The organism is Cryptosporangium japonicum (assembly GCF_039524755.1).
GTDB classification, from domain to species: Bacteria; Actinomycetota; Actinomycetes; order Mycobacteriales; family Cryptosporangiaceae; genus Cryptosporangium; species Cryptosporangium japonicum.
Genome location: NZ_BAAAGX010000022.1, coordinates 67704 through 85672 on the forward strand (window position 1 = coordinate 67704; position 17969 = coordinate 85672).

A 17969-nucleotide genomic window follows, 5' to 3' on the forward strand; every position below is an offset into this window, starting at 1 on the left:
CATGATCTTTGACGAGGCGGAACGTGAGTACCTGGCCGGCCAACGACTCGGTCGGCTGGCGACCGTCGACGCCGACGGCCGGCCGCAGAACAACCCGGTCGCGTTCACGGTCGACGACGAGACCGGCGCGATCGACATCAGCGGCTTCAATCTCGGTGCGAGCCGGAAGTTCCGGAACGTGCAGCGCAACAGCGGGGTCGCGTTCGTCGTCGACGACATCGCGTCGGTGCACCCCTGGCGGGTCCGGGGCATCGAGATCCGGGGCGACGCCGAGGCGCTGACCGATCAGCCACCCGCGAACTCGTACGTCAGCGGCGAGCTCATCCGCATCCGTCCGCGCTGGATCCTCAGCTGGGGCCTCGGCACGCAGAAAGGATCCCGCCGGGTCTGAACGGGCGCGCGTTCGGCATGCTGGGAGCACCCCGGCGTGTCCGGGTGGCCACCACCGGACGAAGACGTGAAGGTGGCGGGTGACGGCGCGAACGAAGGAGACGCATGGGTCTGGTCGTTGGGGTCGACGTCGGCGGCGCCCGTATCGCGGCCGGCCTGGTCGACACCGATGGCCGGGTGCTGATCCGGCAGACCGTGCCCACTCCGCCGCGCCCCGCCGACCTGGTGCCCTGCGTCCGGGCGCTGGTGAATGCTTTTCGGGGCGGTTACACGCTCTCGGCGGTCGGTCTGGGTGTCGCGGGCTTCGTCGACCGGGACCGGTCGACCGTGTTGTTCTCGTCGCTGGCCGGCTGGGCCGACCTGCCGATCGGCGCCGAGCTCGAGCGGTCGCTCGCGATTCCGGTGGTGGTCGAGAACTCCGGCAGCGCGGCGGCCTGGGCCGAGATCCGGTTCGGCGCCGGGGTGGGGGAGACCAGCCTGGTCAGCTGCGTGATCGGCACCGGGCTCGGCGGCGGGTTCGTCGTCGACGGGCGTCCGTACCGGGGCCGGTTCGGGGTCGCGGCGGAGTACGGGCACATTCCGGTCGTGCCCGGTGGGCTGCTGTGCGGCTGCGGCAACCGGGGGTGCTGGCAGATGTACGCGTCCGGGGCGGCGCTGGCCCGTGAGGCCAGGGAGCTCGTGAAAGCCGGCGTGGGTGCGGCCGAGCCGCTGCTGACCAAGAGCGGCGGCGACGTCGACGAGATCGGGTACCGGGTCGTGGTGGCGGCGGCGCGGGAGGGCGACCCGACTGCCGTCGAGATGGTGGAGAAGCTGGGACGCTGGCTCGGTACCGGGATCGCCACGGTGGCCTCGGTGCTCGACCCGGGGCGCGTGGTGATCGGCGGGGGACTGGTCGCGGCGCTGGCCGGGGTGGCCGCACCGCCCGACAGCGAGAGCGTCGAACTGCTGCTCGAACCGGCACGCGACGAGTTCCGCCGCAGCCTCCCCGGGCGCGGGTACCGGCAGGAGGCCAGCATCGAACCCGCGCGCCTGGGTTCGGACGCCGGCTTGATCGGCGCCGCCGACCTCGCCCGCACGCGCCAGTAACGCGCCGGACGGCGGGGATCGGCCCACTGTCCGATTCGGTCCGACGACCGGGATCCTCCTCCGCTCGGGTACGACCGAATGGTGCCCTCGTGTCCCCCATTAGGCCCTCAGGCCGGGGGCACTTCGTCGCAGAGCGGATTTGGGGCCTCTACGGGGCGGTACGGATGCCCGCGTATCTGCCATGGTGTAGCCGTGTTCGGGTGCTCTCGCGTACGACAGTCCGTTCTCGACGGTCGCGTCGACGCGCGCGGCTGCCATCAGGGCACTTTCGCCGCAACGCTCGGGAAGTCGTGACTTTCTCGCCCGGCTCCGGCGACAAACGTGCGGTCAACCACGACGGCGCGCTCCCCGGGGCTGCCGAGGACCGGGAAGAGGACCGGCGCCGTGCGGCCGCGTTCTCCGCCCACCGCCGGGCGGTCTGCCGCGACGAGCTGTGCCGGGCGTCCGCCGCCTGCGGTTTGGCCTGGCTGGTGCTGTACCAGGTGTTCGCGGTGTTCGCCTCCGACTCGTGGGCCGCACCGCTGGTCACCGATGCGCTGTACCTGTTACCGATCGGCGCGGCCGCCGTCGCCGGTGTCTTCGCGGTACGGGCCAGCACCGGCCGGATCCGGAAGATCTGGACGTGGCTCGCCGTCTCGCACGTCTGCTGGCTGGTCGGCGAAGTGGTCTGGAGCGTCTGGGGCGTGTGGCTGGCCGACGACCGGCTCACCGCCGCCGTCGACACGGACAAATCGCTGCCGGTTTCCGACGTCGCCTACACGGTCGCCTACGCGGCGCTGGTACCCGCCGCCTGGATCGGTTTCGTCGAGACCAGGAAACTCTGGCGCGCGCGGGCCCTGCTCGACGCGGCGCTGGTCGTGCTCGCGGTCGGTTCGATCGGGTGGCGCCTGCTCAGCGGCGCCGACCCGGTGAATCCCGACGTCCTCGTCGACCTCGCGTACCCGGCCGTCGGCCTGCTGTTCGTCCTCGCGCTGATCGGCGCCGGCCTGTCCGGGCACCGCGGCGTCCCGTGTTCGATCCTGCTCACGGTGATCGGGTTCGGGGTCGGCATCGTCGCCGACGCCGGTTACGCGTTCGCGGACGCCGGCAACTCGTTCAGCGACACCAGCCTGCTGAACCTCGGTTGGCAGACGCAGGCCGTCTTTCTCACCCTCGGAGGTCTGGCCGCGATCCGGCACCCGGACGTGGAACCACCCATGGAACGGTTCGACCACGACCGCGCCTTCGGTGCGGTCCTCATCTCCGGACTCGTCGTCGCGCTACTCGTCGGTGTGGACCAGATCCGCAACCAGAAGGTCGACACAGTGTGGCTCGGCGTCACCGCGTTGGTCCTCGCCGGTCTGCTCGCCCGCCAGGCGCTGACGACACGCGAACGCACCCGGCTGGCCAAGCAACTCGACGAAGCGCTGCAGGAACAGCGGCGCACCGCGGTCACCGACGGGCTCACCGGCCTCTACAACCGCCCGTTCTTCCAGGCGCTGCTGGGCGTGGAGGCCCGTCGGGCGCTGCACGGCAACGGGCGGGCCGCGCTGATCCTCGCCCATCTCGACTCGTTCGCCGGCATCGGCGAGCAGCACGACTGGGCCGCCGGCGACGCGGTGCTGGTGCAGGTCGCCGACCGGCTGCGCATCGCCGCGCGGCCGGGTGACGTGCTGGCCCGCTACGGCGTCGAAGAGTTCGCCTGCCTGCTGCCGCAGACCGACGAGGAAGCGGCGATGGAGGTTGCGGAGCGGTTCCGGCAGGCACTGCGCCGGACGTCGATCGTCGTCGGGAGCGGCGCGTCGGTGGCCGTGACCGCGTCGTTCGGCGTCGCCACCGCCACCGGGCAGGCGACGCTCGCCGAGGACGACGACGAGCCGACGCTGGACATGGACCGGCTGGTGCGCGACGCCGACCGGGCGCTCAACGACGCCAAGGAACGCGGGGGCGACCGGGTCGTGGTGGCCGGGCGGGCCGACCGTCGCACGCTCGCCGACGACGTCGACGTCCCTCCCGAGCTGGCCTGGCTCGCCGACCGGGTCGACCGGGTGCTCAGCGACCACGAACACAGCACCGCGGTGGCGCGCTGGTGCCTGCTGGTCGGGGGGTACCTGGCACTCGACCACATCGAGCTGCGCCAGGTCGTCGCGGCCGGGCGGCTGCACGACATCGGGAAGTTCGGTGTCGGCGCGGCGATCCTGCGCAAGACCGATCCGCTCACCGACGCCGAGTGGGGAGCGTTGCGCTGCCACCCCGAGGAGGGGGCGCGGCTGTTGCGCGGCGTCGGCGGGCACGCGGCGCTCGCTCCGCTGGTCGCGGCGCACCACGAGCGGTGGGACGGGCTCGGGTACCCCGAGGGCATCAAGGGGGAGGACATCCCGCTCGGCGCGCGGATCATCGCGGTCTGCGACAGCTGGGCGGCGATGCGCGTGGACCGCCCCTACGCGCCGGCGCTGGACGCCCGCTCGGCCCGCGACGAGATCGAACGCGCCCGAGGCACCCAGTTCGACCCGATAGTCGTCGACGCGTTCCTGGCCCTTCTCGATCAAGACCTGATCGACGACCCACTGCCCCTCTGAGCGCGGGCTCCAGGTTCAGGCAACTGCGCGCGCCTGGCGGCGCTTCAGGAGCACCGACAGCAGGCGGACGCCGGACGCGGCCAGCGTGGCGCCCGCGGTGTTGAGCAGGACGTCGTCGACGCTCGTCACCCGGCCGATCGACAGTGCGTACTGGGCGAGCTCCACGACCACCGAAGCCGTGCACGCGAGCGCGGCCACCGTCCGCACCCGGAGCGACCAGCGCAACGGGGCGCAGACGCCGAACGCCGCGAACACCAGCAGGTTGCCGCCAATCTGTTCGACCGCGACGGCCGGACTACCACTCAATTGATATATCAGTCCGACGATCGGAACGGCCTCCACCGAGCGCCCGGAGCCGCGGGGTGTCAGGATCATCCACAGCCAGGGCGCGGTACCGACCACCATCCCCACCTCGGCGAACGAGTACCGCCACGGGTGCGGCCCGCCCCGCCGGCGCGCGAGCGCGATCGCCACCCCGGCCGCCGGGATCAGAGCCAGGAACGCCACGGCCACCACGCCGCCCCACGCTGCCCCGATCACGCGTCGCATCGTGCCACAGCGGGAATCGTTGACACGTCATCTACATTGAGGGTGGGAAACAACCCGAGGGAGGCTCCCGATGCCCGCAGTCACCGTCGAGAACCCGCTGGTCCTACCGAGGATCACGCCGATCGACCCCGCCGTGGACCGCCCACGACTCGTGACCAGCGTGACCACCGCGCCGCAGGGCTACGAGGGTGAAGGCTTCCCGGTCCGGCGGGCCTTCGCCGGTGTGGACCTCCGCGCGCTCGACCCGTTCATCCACATGGACCAGATGGGTGAGGTCGAGTACGGCGCCGGGGAACCCAAGGGCACGCCGTGGCACCCGCACCGGGGTTTCGAGACCGTCACCTACATGATCGACGGCGAGATGGCCCACCAGGACTCCAACGGCGGCGGCGGGCTGATCACCAACGGCGACACGCAGTGGATGACCGCTGGTGGGGGCATCCTGCACATCGAAACGCCCCCGGAACACATCGTAGCCAGCGGGGGGTTGTTCCACGGTCTGCAGCTGTGGGTGAACCTGCCGAAGACGCTGAAGTTCGCCCAGCCCCGGTACCAGGACATCCGGGGGAGCAAGGTGGCGTTGCTCAGCAGCGACGACGGTGGTGCGCTGCTGCGGGTGATCGCCGGTGAACTCGACGGACACGCCGGGCCCGGCTCCACCCACACGCCGATCACGATCGTGCACGCCACGCTGAGCCCGGGCGCGTCGGTCACCGTGCCGTGGCGTCCGGATTTCAACGCGCTGGTGTACGTGCTGGGGGGTGACGGCACCGTCGGGGCGAAGCAGCGCCCGATCCGTACCGGGCAGCTCGCGGTGCTCGAGGACGGCGACACGATCACGGTCGCGGCCGATCCGAAGCAGGATTCGCGGCATCCCAGCCTCGACGTCGTGCTGCTCGGTGGGCAGCCGATCCGGGAGCCGGTGGCGATGTCCGGGCCGTTCGTGATGAACACCCGGGCCGAGGTCGTGCAGGCCTTCGAGGACTTCCGGGCCGGTCGGCTCGGCAGCATCCCCGCTGCTCACGGTGGTGTCTCCGGCGAGACGGAGTAGTACGCACCGAGGCCCCGGATCGCACCGCGCGATCCGGGGCCTCGTCGTCAGCGCCCACCTACCGAGAAGCGGTACTCGCCTCCTCATCGGCATCCGCACCCCGCGGCCCCGGAACAGCATCCAAGCCCGAACCCGAGCCCGGCCCATCCGCGCCCGAGCCCGGCCCATCCGCGCCCGAGCCCGGCCCATCCGCGCCCGAGCCCGGCCCATCCGAGCCCGGCCCAGCCGAACCCGAGCCCGGCCCAGCCGAACCCGAGCCCGGCCCAGCCAAGCCCGCGCCCGGCCCACGGCTGTCGGCCCGTTCCGCGTCCGGCCCGGGGTTGTCGGCCCGCTCCGCGCCCGGCCCACGGCTGTCGGCCCGCTCCGAGCCCGGCCCGGGGTTGTCGGCCCGGCCCCCGGCCGGCCCGGGGTTGTCGGGCCCGTCCGCGTCGGCGTCCGAGCTGTCCTCGGGCCGGTCCGGTGGTGGGCCGGTCGGGGCCGGGAGGATCCGAGTGGGAACGAGGCGCGACAACCACTCCGTCCGCACCACCGCCAGCGGCCCGATGATCGCCAGCACCAGCACGTACCCGGCCGCGAACGCGGCCACCCTGGCGTCGAGCCCCGCGCCGATCGCCAGCGTGCCCAGCACGATCGAGAACTCGCCCCGGGTCAGCACGGTCACCGCGACGTTCGTGCCGGCCCGCCGGTCGAACCCGTACAGCCGGGCCGCGCCGAGCCCGGCGATCGCGTTCAGCACGATCGTGAGCACCACCGCGATCGCGATCGGCACCCCCACCGACACGACGTCGCCGGGGTCGATCGTCAACCCGAACGTGAAGAAGAAGATCGCGGCGAACGCGTCACGCAGCGGGTGCACCAGCGTCGTGACCCGCTTCGCGTGCGGCGTCGACCCGATCACCAGGCCGATCATGAACGCGCCGATCGCGTCGGAGACCCCGAGTTCCTCGGCGGCCCCCGCCACCACGACCGCGAGCCCCACGAACATCACGACGAGCAGCTCGTCGGCACGCACGTCCAGCAGACGTGAGACGAGCCGGGAACCCCACCGTGCCAGCCCGAACAGCGCGACGAGGAAGACGAACGCGATTCCGAACTCGACGAGCGCCGCGCCGGGGCTCGTGGCGTCGCCCAGAACCGGCTGCAGCGCCGCCAGGTAGAACGCCAGGAACACGTCCTCGACCACGATGATGCCGAGGATCAGCCGCGACTCCGGATTGCGGAGCCGGCCGAGTTCGATGAGCAGTTTGGACACGATCGCCGAGGACGAGATACCGACGACACCGGCCAGCACGAACGCCTCGCGTGTTCCCCAGCCGAGCGCGAACCCGAACGCCAGCCCACCGCCGATGTTCAGCACCAGATACCCGATCCCGGCCGCGACGAGCCGCCGCCCGCCGTTGATCAGGTCGTCCAGGTGGAATTCGAGCCCGAGGTAGAACAGCAGGAACACCAGTCCGAGCTTGGACAGCAGCTCGAAGTACCCCGGGTCGGAGACCAGCGCGAGACCCGGTGTGTGCGGGCCGAGCAGGACCCCGGCCAGGATGAACAGCGGAATCGTCGGCAGCCCGATCTTGGCGCCGAGCCGGGCGAGAATCCCGGCGGCCAGGAACGCGCCGCCGAGCGCGAGCAGGATCTCTCCGATGTGCATCAGACCACCGCTCCGGAACCCGCCTTCACCGGCGGCCTCTTCGCGGACGAGCCGTTACCGCGGATGCGCCCCGGCCACCGCTTCTCCAGCACCACCGCGAGCGGTGTGGCGGTCACCGCGGACGACAGCGTGCCGACGATCACGCCGGCCAGCAGCGCGATCGCGAAGTCGGTGAGCGAGTCACCACCCAGGAAGGCCAGCGCACCGAGGATGAACAGCGCGCCGAGACCGGTGTTCACGGTGCGGGGCACGGTCTGCAGCACGGCCTCGTTGGCCACGTCCGCGAACGGGGTCTGGCGGTTGGCGCCGCGCCAGCGTTCCCGGACACGGTCGAAGATGACCACGGAGTCGTTCACCGAGTAACCGATGACCGTGAGCAGCGCCGCGAGGAACACCCCGTCCAGGCTCTTCCCGAGCCAGGCGAACAGACCCACCACGATGACGACGTCGTGCAGCAGCGCGAGCACCGAGGAGATCGCGAACGTCCACCGGAACCTGATCACCAGGTACGCGGCCTGAGCGAGCAGCGCGACCGCCAACCCGATCAGGGCCTTGGTACGCAGCTCGTCGCCGAGTGACGGTCCGATCTGCTCGTCCCGGATGCGCTCCACCGAGCCGCCAGACGCCTCGGCGAGCGCGGCGCGGATCTGCTGCTCCTCCGCGTCGGTGATCTTCTCGGTGCGGACGCTGACGTCGGAATCGCCGGACTCCACCACCACCGCACGCGGGAAACCGGCGTCGGCGACGGCCTCGCGCGCATCGCCGATCGAGATCGACTGCGTGGTCGTGTACTCCATCAGCCGGCCGCCGGTGAACTCGACGCCGAGGTTCAGCCCGCGGAGCCCGATGCCCGCGAACGCGAGCACGACGAGCACGGCCGACACCGACAGGAACACCCGGCGGTGCCGCATCAGGTGGAAATTGCGGCTGGTGATCCACCGCTGCACGCGGCCCGGTCCGGACAACCCGGTCCAGCTCGGGTGCCGCCGGACCCACCCCGACGAGACGAGCAGCTCCATCAGCACGCGCGTGAACAACAGCGCGCTGACCATGGAGGCCAGCACACCGAGCGAGAGCGTCACGCCGAAGCCACGCACCGGGCCCGACGCCAGGAAGAACAGCAGGCCGGCGGCGAGAAGCGTGGTGACGTTCGAGTCGGCGATCGCCGAGAACGCGTTCTTGAACCCGCTGCTCACCGCGGCGGGCAGGCCGCGCTTGGACACCCCGCCGACAAAGTCCTCCCGTGATCGCTCGAAGATCAGCACGCACCCGTCGATGGCCATGCCGATCGCGAGGACGAAGCCCGCGAGGCCTGGGAGCGTCAGCGTCGCGCCGAGCGCGGTGAGCGCACCGTAGGAGAGCACGCCGTAGCCGGCCAGCGCGATCGCGGCGACCAGGCCGGAGAGCCGGTAGACCAGGAGCAGGAAGCCGATGGTGAGGGCCACCCCGAGGATGGCGGCCTCGGCGCTCGCGCGGATCGCGGTGGCGCCCAGGGTCGGGCCGACCGTGCGCTGCTCGACGGTCTCCACCGGCACCGGGAGGGCGCCGGCCTTCACCAGCAGCGCCAGGTCGTTGGCCTCGGCCTTGGAGAACTGGCCGGTGATCTGGGTGGAGCCGCCGGTGATGCCGACGTTGCAGCGCACGTCCTCGCCGACCTGGGGTGCGGAGACGATCTCCTGGTCGAGGACGATCGCGACGCGGCGGGTCGGGTCGCCCGACGGCGAGCAGGCCGCCTTGCCGGTGACGGTCTCCCAGGCCTGTTCGCCGGCCCCCCGGAAGTCGACGGTGACGAACCAGCCCAGACCGCTGGTGGCGTCGAAGTTCGCGGCCGCGTTGGCGATGCCCTCACCGGTGAGGGCGGCGGCGCCGAGCTTCAGCGGGATCCCCGAGTCGTCGGTGAGCGTGATCTCCTTCCCGGGATCCGCCGGAGGCGCCTTCACGTCCGGCGTCGCCGCCGGGCTGCCACTGGGAGCCGGGGTCGCGGCCGGGCTGCCACTGGGAGTCGGCGTCGCCGCCGGACTACCGCTGGGAGTCGGCGACGCGGAACCGCCGCTCGGGGTAGCGCCCGGGGTGGGCCGGGCGGATTCGTCGTACCCGAGCACCGGGCGGACGGTGAGCTGGGCGGTGCGGCCGATGACCGCGGCCGCTTCCGCCGGGTCCTGCACCCCGGGGAGCTCGACGATGATCCGGTTCTCGCCGGATCGGGTGATCGTCGGTTCGGTGACGCCGAGCGCGTCGATGCGTCGGCGGAGCACCTCCACCGTGCGGTCGGTGGCTTCGGCGTTGGCCTTGGTGGTCGAGGTGTCGCTGGTCTCCAGCACGATCTGGGTGCCGCCGCGCAGGTCGAGCCCCAGCCGCGGGCTGGACGTGACGGTCAGGTAGATCGAGACGGCGACGATGGCGCACGCGAAAACCGCGCGCGCCAGGGTGGCGCGTGTCATGGGTGGTCCTCCGGACAAGGGCGGGAACCGGCGCGCAGCTCAGGCGGCGCGGGCCGGACGGCTCGACGTCGTCAGGAGGAGGGTGGTGCGCGGGTGTCGGGAAGGCCGGCCGGAGCCGGCGGAGCCCGGCTGGGTGCGCTGGCCAGGGCCCGACCGGCGAGGAGCATCGGCACGATCAGGCCGAGCCGCGCGTCGGTGACCGCGACCGGCAGCACGTCGATCTGACCGCGGTGCACCGCGGCCTGGACCGGCTTGGAGTTCTCGGGCTGACTGTTCGGCCGAACCCGGTTCGCCGCTCCGCTGACCGCCCCGTTCCCCACCGCCCGCGCCGTCGCGGGCGTCGGCGTCGCGCCGTACCCGACGGCACTGCCGCTATTGGCCGCACCCGGGGACGCTCCGAACGCCGGCGCCGCCGCGCCCCCCAGCCCCACCGCCGCGAGCACCGCGGCGCAGAGCGCCAGCGCGAACCGGGCTCCGGCCCGCCGCGCACGACGGAGCGGTCGCGGGGCGTGCGTCATCGGTCGAGGACGTCCTCTCAGAGCCGGCGGTGACCCCACCTTACGTGAGGAATCGGTCAATCGGTGTCCGTGAGACGCTGGAGCGCCAGCACGCACACGTCGTCCTCGAGCGTCTCGGACGCCGTCATACCGGCGGTGACCTGGTCGATCACCGACTGGGCCGAGACCGGACCGTTCGCCGCGACGATCCGCGACAGCGTCCCGACCAGCTTCTCCTGACCCAGGTCGAGGTCGACGTTGCGCCGTTCGATCAGCCCGTCGGTGTACGACAGCAGCGTGCTGCCCTCGGGCATCGTCACCGTGTGCGTGGTGTAGGTGCGGCCGACCGCGGCGCCGAGGATCGGGTCCGCGCTCTTCAACACGCTCACCTCGGGCGCCGCCAGCAGCGGGAACGGGTGCCCGGCGTTCGACCAGTCGAGCTGCCCGGTGCCCGGGTCGTAGAGGAAGACCACGGCGCTGACCAGCGTCCCGCTCGGGTACGCGACCACCATCAGCCGGTTCAACCGGCTGAGCACCGAACCCGGGTCGGGGTGTTCCAGCATGTAGCCGCGGTTGATCGCCCTGACCTGGCCCATGATCGCGGCGGCCTGCTGGTCGTGCCCGACGACGTCACCGATCGACAGCGCGATCCGGCCGTCGGGCAGCCCGAACGCGTCGTACCAGTCGCCGCCGACGTCGATCCGGTCGGCGACCGCGAGGTAGTCGGCCTTCATGTCCCCGCCGGGGACGTCGGGCAGCTCGGCCGGCAGCATCGCCCGCTGGAACAGCTCCAGCAGCAGACGTTCGGCCTCGATCTCCTCGCGGGCCTCGGCGACGTCCTGCTGGGCGGCGACCAGCTCACCCTGGGCCGCCTCCAACTCGTCCTCGGCGGCTTTGGCGTCGGTCACGTCCTGGGCCACCCCCCAGAGCCCGACGACCGCGGCGTCCGGGTCGTCGCCGGCGCGGACGGCTTCGGCGTGCACGAGCACGTCACGCACCGAGCCGTCGGTGCGGACCATCCGGGTCTCGAGCGTGAACGGCAGGCCGGTGACCAGCGCCCGGCTCTGCACCGCGAGCACACGTTCCAGCTCGTCGGGGTGGAGGTGGGCGACGGCCTCCGCGTCGGTCGCCGGCGGCGCGTCCCGCCCCATCAGCGCGCACAGTTCACGCGACCACACGTGCCGCGGTTCGGAGACGCTGATCTCGAAGCCGGCCAGCTGCGCGATGCGCTGCGACTCCAGCAGCCGGTGCGTCACCCTGGCCGTGGCCTGCAGCTGCTCGGCCTCGCGCTCGAGCAGCTCGAGCCGGTTGCGTTCGGTGACGTCGGTGAGCACCGCGCCGACCCCGGTGATCGGGCCCTCGCGGGACAGCCGCACCGGGAACGCGTCGACCGCGACCTGCCGTACCGCACCCGACCGCGCGGTGATCTCCAGCGGTTCGTGGCGTACCAGCGCACCGGAGGTGACCACGGCGCCCAGGCGCTCGATCAGCTCGGCCGGCGCGTCCGGGAGCACGTCGGTGACCGCGCGGCCGAGGTGGTCCGCGGCCGGGCGCCCGGTCAGCCCGGCCAACGCCGAGTTCGCCCGCACGAACCGCAGGTCGCGGTCGAACAGCGCGATGCCCGCCGGAGCCGCCTCCACCAGCGGGTCCAGGAGTGCGGTGGCGCGGCGGGCGGCGTCGCTCAACAGGTTGTCGACCCACGCCACCGCCGCGACGGTCAGCCCGAAGAAGACCACCGCCCACACCCACCGGCCGTCCTGCTCCACGGCCGATTCGCGCAGCGCGAACGAGACCGCGAGCGCGGCGGTGGCGACGACGGCCGCGAGCACGCCGGGGCCACGGCCGCCGATCACCGTCGCGCCGATCACCGCGAACAGGAACAGGAACGCCGGCATCACGTCGCCGGTGGGCGTGCTGAGGATGACCAGCCCGGCGGCGAGCGGCAGCAGGGCAGCCACGAGCCACCGGCCGCGACCGGCGATCCAGATCCGTCGTCGGCCCTGCAGCGTGCGCCGCAGCAAGGCCCGCCTAGCGAGCTTCACCCCTGTCGCTCCGTCCGCGAAGGCCCCCGTCCGTCGAGACCGGTGCGTCAGCCTAGCTGGCGCAGGCACACCGTTTCCGGCATCGACTCGAGCGCCGCGAGCACGTCGTCGGAGAGCGCGCCGGGGATGTCGGTGACGACGTACCCCAGCTCGCCGCGCGTGTTCAGCAACTGGCCCTCGATGTTGACGCCGTGCTCGGCCAGGATCCGGTTGACGGTGGCCAGCACGCCCGGCGTGTTGCGGTGCAGGTGCGCCAGCCGGTGGGTGCCCGGGTTCTGCTCGAGGTTGAGCGGCGGCAGGTTGACGCTCAGCGTCGTGCTGCCGGTCTCCAGGAAGCTGCGCAGCTTGCCGGCGACGAACCGGCCGATGTCCTCCTGCGCCTCCTCGGTGGAGCCGCCGATGTGCGGGGTGAGGATGACGTTCGGCAGGCCGCGCAGCTCGGAGTGGAACTCGTCGCCGCGCTTCTTCGGCTCCTCCGGGAACACGTCGACGGCCGCGCCGGCCAGGTGACCGCTGACCATGTGCGCGCGCAGCGCCTCCATGTCGACCAGGAAGCCGCGGGACAGGTTGAGGAAGATCGCCCCCGGCCGCATCCGCGCGAACTGCGCCTCGCCGAACAGCCCGGCGTTGCCCGAGCGCCCGTCCACGTGCAGCGTGACGACGTCGGCCCAGTCGAGCAGGTCGTCGAGGCTGGTGTAGCGGCGAGCGTTGCCCAGCGCGAGCTTGTCGGCCGTGTCGAAGAACCCGACCGACATGCCCAGGGCCTCGGCGACGACCGAGAGCTGGCTGCCGATGTTGCCGTACCCGACGATGCCCAGGCGACGCCCGCGCACCTCGTGGCTACCTTCGGCCGACTTGTCCCAGACGCCCTCGTGCAGCGAGTTGTTCTTCTCGGTGAGACGACGGGTGAGCGCGATGATCTCGGCCAGCGCGAGCTCGACCACGCTGCGGGTGTTGGAGAACGGCGCGTTGAACACCGCGACACCGCGCCCGGCCGCGGAGACCAGGTCGATCTGGTTGGTGCCGATGCAGAACGCGCCGACCGCCAGCAGTTCGGGGGCCTTCTCGAGGACCTGCTCGGTGACCTGCGTCTTCGAACGGATGCCGAGCAGGTGGACGCCGGACAGCGCGTCGATCAGCTCGGACTCGTCGAGGGCGCCGGACCGGGCGTCGACCTCGACGCCGGCCGCACCGAGGATCGCCTCGGCGTGGGGGTGCAGGTTCTCCAGCAGCAGGGCCTTGAGCATGGCCCTATTGTCACTCGCTTCCGCGCGGACCCGAAATCCCGCCCTCTTCGAGCGCGAACAGAAGGTCCAGACCGACGGTGACCATCGCCTTGCGCACCATCGGCGGAACGTTGTGCAACGTGGTCAAACGGCCCTGTTCGGCGGTCAGGTGGTGCAACCGGACGAGGAAGCTCAGCGCCTGCGAGCCGATGAACGTCACACCGCCGAGGTCGACGACGACGTCGGCGGGCTGGGCCTCACCGGCGGTGGCGAGGGCCTGGTCGAGCGACTCGATGACGAGGAGGTCGATCTCGCCGTTGAGCGTGATCGTGACCAGGCCGGGCGCCACGGCGCACGCGACCCGGGTCTCCGGGGCGAGGTAACTGTTGCGAGAAGTGCGATTGTCCATGCGGGGGTCCTCCTGCGGCGGACGCGGTGACGTGGACACCGTGAACCGACCGCGTCGCTCAACGCGTGGAGGCCGTCTGCTCGACCCGGGAGTCATGCGGGGGCGTGACTCCCGGTCATCGTAGTGGCGGCCACGGCGCACGACGTGACCGGCCTCGCGGCAGGGAGTTTTGGGCGAGATCACAACGCGTAGCCGTCGACGTCCCGGGTAAGCCCTCGTGCACTCGAGATCAGGGGAGAGACGATGACGATCAGCGGCGAAGCGCGGGGCGCGGGCGCCACCGGTGTCGGGCCCGACCAGCTGGCCGACGACGACCTGCTGCGGGAGTTGCTGCGCCTGCACGAAACCCGCCACGAGACGCTCCGCCACGGTTCGGACGACGCGCTCGACGCCCACACCGCGCGGACCGCCGAGCTGGAAGGCGAGTACCTCCGGCGCTTCCCCCAGCGCGAGGTGGACCCCGGGCGACTCCGCTCCGGCGCCCGCGCACGGACCTAGCCTTCACAACATGCGCTATCTACCGCTGGGGAACTCCGGTCTGCTGGTGTCCGCGGTCGGGCTCGGCTGCAACAACTTCGGTGGCCGGCTGGACGTCGCACGCACCCGCGAAGTGGTCGACGCGGCCCTCGACGCCGGGGTCACGCTGCTCGACACCGCCGACACCTACGGGGGCCGCGGTGCGTCCGAGTCGGTGCTGGGCGAGGTGCTGGCCGGTCGTCGCGACGAGGTGGTGCTCGCGACCAAGTTCGGGCACCGGAGCACCGACATGGGCTACGGGCCCGCCGCCGGCGCCAAGGGTGGCCGCGCCTACGTCCGGCGTGCGGTCGAGGAATCGCTGCGCCGGCTGCGCACCGACCACATCGACCTGCTGCAACTGCACACCCCCGACCCGGCGACGCCGATCAGCGAGACGCTCACCGCGCTCGACGAGCTCGTGCGCGCGGGCAAGGTCCGTTACCTCGGTCACTCGAACTTCACCGGGTGGCAGCTCGCGGAGGCCGCGCACGTCGCCCGCGAGCTCGGCACGGTGCCGTTCGTCTCGGCGCAGAACCACTGGTCGCTGCTGGAGCGCGACGTCGAGCGCGAGGTGGTGCCGGCGGCCCGGCACTACGGCGTCGGGGTGCTGCCGTACTTCCCGCTGGCCAACGGGCTGCTCACCGGCAAGGTGCGCCGGGGCCGGCCGGTGCCGGAGAACTCGCGGCTGGCCGGGCGCGACGGCTACGTCACCGAGGAGAAGCTCGACCGGGTCGAGGCGCTCGCGAAGTGGGGCGCGGAGGCCGGGCGCTCGCTGCTCGAGATCGCGATCGGCGGGCTCGCCGCGCAACCCGGCTGCGGCTCGGTGATCGCCGGCGCCACCAGCGCCGAGCAGGTACGGGCGAACGCGGCGGCGGGGGAGTGGGTCCCGTCGCCCGCGGAGCTGGCCGCCATCGACGAACTCGTGCCCGCCTGAGGGTCGGCGGAATTGTCGGTGGGTCGGGGGATCATCGGCGCTGTGGTGATGGGGTTGGTTCCGGGGTGGGGCGGTGGCGGCTGGCTGGCGGAGATCGATACCGCCGGCCAGGTCACCGGCCCCGTGCGGTGGTGCGCCGACGCGGCCGCGCTGGCCGGTGCGGTCGCCGCGCACGAGGCCGCGGAGAGGCCGCGCTGGCTCTGGCCCACCACCGCGGCGGTCTACCCGGCGCTGCTGGCGGCCGGCGTCCGGGTCGAGCGGTGCCACGACGTCGAACTGGTCGAGTCGCTCCTCGTCGGCTACGAGGGTCACTGGGGTGAACCCCGGTCGCTGGCCGCCGCGCTGGCCAGGGCCCGCGGCCTGCCGGTCCCGCCCGACCGGCCACCGCGCCCGCGCGACACCCAGCCGGTGCTGTTCGCGGCCGACGTCGAGGCCACCGTCGAGGCCACCGGCTCCATCGAGGTGCTGGCCGAGGTCTACCGCGCTCAGCTGCGCCGGATCGCCGCGGTGGAACACCCCGACCGGTTCCGGCTCCTGGTCGCGGCCGAATCCGCCGGTGCGCTGGCCGCCGCCGAGATGGGGCACGACGGCCTGCCGTGGTCGGCCGAGCGGCACGACGCGCTGCTGGAGTCGATGCTCGGAGCCCGGCCGCTCCCCGGTGATCTCCCGGCGCGCCTGCACGAACTCGCGGCCGACGTGCGTGCCGCGTTCGGCGGAACGAGAGTCAACCCCGACGCCCCGGCCGACGTCGTGCGCGCGTTCGGGCGGGTCGGCATCCAGATCCCGTCCACCCGCTCCTGGGTGCTCAAGCGGGTCGACCATCCGGCCGTCGCGCCGATCCTCGCGTACAAGGAACTGTCCCGGATCTTCGCCGCCCACGGCTGGAGCTGGCAGGACACCTGGGTGTCGGGCGGGCGGATGCGGCCGGAGTACGTGGCCGGTGGCGTCGTCTCCGGGCGGTGGGCCACCCGCGGCGGTGCGGCGCTCCAGTTGCCCAAGGCGGTGCGTCAGGCCGTGGTGGCCGATCCGGGCCACGTGTTCGTCGCCGCCGACGCGTCGGCGCTGGAGCCCCGGTGCTGGCCGCGCTGTCCGGAGATCGGCGGCTGGCCGAGTTCGCCGCCGCCGGCGACCTCTACACCGCGCTGGCCGCCGACGCGTTCGACCACGACCGGGCCCGGGCGAAGCTCGGGATGCTCGGCGCGCTCTACGGGCAGACCAGCGGTGAGGGCGGCCGGTTGGCCCACGTGCTGCGCCGCCGCTTCCCCGACGCGCTGGCCGCGGTCGACGCCGCCGCCCGTGCCGGTGAGGAGGGTCGGCTGGTGCGTTCCCGGCTCGGCCGCACCTGCCCACCACCGGGTCGGTCCTGGCTCTCCGCGGTGGGCGGCGAGGGTTCCCCCACCGGCGAGGGTTCCCCCACCGGTGAGGCCGCACCCGTCGACGACACCGCGGGCGGCGGGGACGACGGCGACCCGGGGGCGGCGGACCAGGCGCGGCGGGCCGCCCGGGGGCGGTTCACGCGGAACTTCCTCGTGCAGGCCACGGCCGCCGAGTGGGCGCTGATCTGGCTGGTGGGGCTACGGCGGCGGTTGCGGCCCACCGAGGTCACCGGCGCCCAGCTGGTGTTCTTCGTGCACGACGAGGTCGTCGTGCACTGCCCCGAGGCGATGGCCGACGACGTCCGCGCCGCGGTGCTGGCCGCCGCCGACGAGGCCCGCCAGCTGCTGTTCGGAGCGACGCCGGTGCGGTTCCCGCTCGACGTCGCGGTCGTCCGCTCCTACGCCGACGCGTGAACGCCGTCCCGCGCCGCGAGCTCGGCGACGGCCCGGCGGTGCACCCGGCGCTCGATGACGAACGACAGGAACGGGATGGTGCCGGCCAGCATCACCCCGATGATCTTCAGCGCCGGCCAGCGCAGCCGCATGGCCAGGTCGAGCGTCACACCGAGGTAGACCATGTAGAGGAAGCCGTGGATCGGGCTGACGATCGAGCTCACCTCGGGGGTGTCGCCGACGTACTTCAGCGGCATCGCCACCAGCACCAGCACCAGCAGGCCCACACCCACGACGTAAGCGGCGATCCGGAAGCGGGTCAGGGCCGCTTTCACTCCAGGATTCACGGGGAGGTCTCCTCGGTCTTCGGTGCACGGTTCGACGGGGGGTTCAGGGACGCGAGGTACGCGTTGTAGGCGGCCAGCTGCTCGTCGGCGGGGTCGGCGCTCTCCGCGGCCTGCGGGCGGTAGTGCCGCCGCACCGGCACCGTCCGCGGCGCCCCACCGCTCCGGGCCACGCCACCCGCGGTCCCGACCGGCCCACCGGCACGCTCGTCGCCGTCGCCGTCGCCGGCTCGCGGAGCTCCGGCCGTGGTCGTCACCGTGCCCGCACGGGTGGCGTCGGCGGGGGGGTGCAGTTCGAGACGGAGCATGCGGTACCAGGCGTACGCGACGAACGCGGCGAACGCCGGCCACTGCAGTGCGTAGCCGAGGTTCTGGGCGGTGCCGCTGAGCGAATGCGCGCGCCCCCACTGCCACCAGGCGAGGCCGAGACAGGCCCCGATCAGCACGATCGCCACGGCGTGGCGCACCAGCCACCGCCGGGAGAGTAGAAGCGACCGCACACCCGAAGG

14 protein-coding genes and 2 pseudogenes are annotated in these 17969 nt (G+C 72.6%); 7 read left to right on the forward strand and 9 right to left on the reverse strand.

Annotated elements, in window-relative coordinates; genetic code table 11:
• Position 1 precedes the first annotated feature (1 nt).
• The 3 genes from ABD437_RS27670 (at position 2) to ABD437_RS27680 (ending at position 4034) form a co-directional block, all read left to right on the forward strand.
• Positions 2-391 carry a PPOX class F420-dependent oxidoreductase gene (locus ABD437_RS27670; protein ID WP_344651869.1) on the forward strand — a complete coding sequence of 130 codons (390 nt, stop codon included), beginning with the start codon at positions 2-4 and terminating at the stop codon, positions 389-391.
• A gap of 104 nt (positions 392-495) precedes the next feature.
• Positions 496-1476, forward strand: coding sequence for an ROK family protein (locus ABD437_RS27675; protein ID WP_344651870.1), 981 nt, complete (start codon positions 496-498; stop codon positions 1474-1476).
• Positions 1477-1766: 290 nt separating this feature from the next.
• Positions 1767-4034: a bifunctional diguanylate cyclase/phosphohydrolase gene (locus ABD437_RS27680; RefSeq protein ID WP_344651871.1), complete on the forward strand. Its 2268-nt coding sequence runs from the start codon at positions 1767-1769 to the stop codon at positions 4032-4034.
• A 15-nt stretch (positions 4035-4049) separates the two neighbouring features.
• On the opposite strand, the gene ABD437_RS27685 is transcribed toward ABD437_RS27680, so the two are convergent.
• Entirely contained in the window at positions 4050-4574 is a 525-nt protein-coding gene (locus tag ABD437_RS27685) for a VanZ family protein (RefSeq protein ID WP_344651872.1), read from the reverse strand.
• 79 nt (positions 4575-4653) lie between these two features.
• Between ABD437_RS27685 and ABD437_RS27690 the strand changes: the two genes are divergently transcribed.
• A complete protein-coding gene (locus tag ABD437_RS27690; RefSeq protein ID WP_344651873.1) occupies positions 4654-5634 on the forward strand; it encodes a pirin family protein in 981 nt (326 codons plus the stop codon).
• Positions 5635-6115: 481 nt separating this feature from the next.
• Here the strand turns inward: ABD437_RS27690 and ABD437_RS27695 are convergent.
• From ABD437_RS27695 to ABD437_RS27720, 6 genes and pseudogenes are all read right to left on the reverse strand, one after another.
• A pseudogene (locus ABD437_RS27695) lies at positions 6116-7282 on the reverse strand (cation:proton antiporter); the annotation flags it as partial.
• The gene (secD, locus tag ABD437_RS27700; RefSeq protein ID WP_344651874.1) at positions 7282-9723 is read right to left on the reverse strand and encodes a protein translocase subunit SecD; all 2442 of its coding nucleotides are present in this window, start codon (positions 9721-9723) and stop codon (positions 7282-7284) included. The gene secD and the pseudogene ABD437_RS27695, both read right to left, overlap by 1 nt.
• 71 nt (positions 9724-9794) lie before the next feature.
• Complete coding sequence (locus tag ABD437_RS27705; RefSeq protein ID WP_344651875.1) at positions 9795-10241, reverse strand: hypothetical protein; 447 nt, start codon at positions 10239-10241, stop codon at positions 9795-9797.
• Between the two features lie 56 nt (positions 10242-10297).
• Positions 10298-12262, reverse strand: a complete 1965-nt coding sequence (locus ABD437_RS27710; RefSeq protein WP_344651876.1) for a SpoIIE family protein phosphatase — start codon at positions 12260-12262, stop codon at positions 10298-10300.
• A 47-nt stretch (positions 12263-12309) separates the two neighbouring features.
• Positions 12310-13509 carry a phosphoglycerate dehydrogenase gene (gene serA / locus ABD437_RS27715; RefSeq protein WP_344651877.1) on the reverse strand — a complete coding sequence of 400 codons (1200 nt, stop codon included), beginning with the start codon at positions 13507-13509 and terminating at the stop codon, positions 12310-12312.
• A gap of 10 nt (positions 13510-13519) precedes the next feature.
• Positions 13520-13897: an STAS domain-containing protein gene (locus ABD437_RS27720; RefSeq protein WP_344651878.1), complete on the reverse strand. Its 378-nt coding sequence runs from the start codon at positions 13895-13897 to the stop codon at positions 13520-13522.
• Positions 13898-14140: 243 nt separating this feature from the next.
• On the opposite strand from ABD437_RS27720, the gene ABD437_RS27725 reads away from it, so the two are divergent.
• The 3 genes and pseudogenes from ABD437_RS27725 to ABD437_RS27735 all read left to right on the forward strand — a co-directional run bounded on the left by ABD437_RS27725 (position 14141) and on the right by ABD437_RS27735 (position 17137).
• Positions 14141-14395 carry a DUF6158 family protein gene (locus ABD437_RS27725; RefSeq protein WP_344651879.1) on the forward strand — a complete coding sequence of 85 codons (255 nt, stop codon included), beginning with the start codon at positions 14141-14143 and terminating at the stop codon, positions 14393-14395.
• Between the two features lie 10 nt (positions 14396-14405).
• Positions 14406-15347 carry an aldo/keto reductase gene (locus ABD437_RS27730; protein WP_344651880.1) on the forward strand — a complete coding sequence of 314 codons (942 nt, stop codon included), beginning with the start codon at positions 14406-14408 and terminating at the stop codon, positions 15345-15347.
• Positions 15348-15395: 48 nt separating this feature from the next.
• Positions 15396-17137 (forward strand): annotated as a pseudogene (locus ABD437_RS27735) (bifunctional 3'-5' exonuclease/DNA polymerase).
• Here the strand turns inward: ABD437_RS27735 and ABD437_RS27740 are convergent.
• Both ABD437_RS27740 and ABD437_RS27745 read right to left on the reverse strand, forming a co-directional pair.
• Positions 17122-17463, reverse strand: coding sequence for a DUF3817 domain-containing protein (locus tag ABD437_RS27740; protein ID WP_344651881.1), 342 nt, complete (start codon positions 17461-17463; stop codon positions 17122-17124). The pseudogene ABD437_RS27735 and the gene ABD437_RS27740 sit on opposite strands and share 16 nt — an antisense overlap.
• Entirely contained in the window at positions 17460-17960 is a 501-nt protein-coding gene (locus ABD437_RS27745; RefSeq protein WP_344651882.1) for a hypothetical protein, read from the reverse strand. The genes ABD437_RS27740 and ABD437_RS27745 overlap by 4 nt, the downstream gene beginning before the upstream one ends.
• Between the last annotated feature and the right edge of the window lie 9 nt (positions 17961-17969).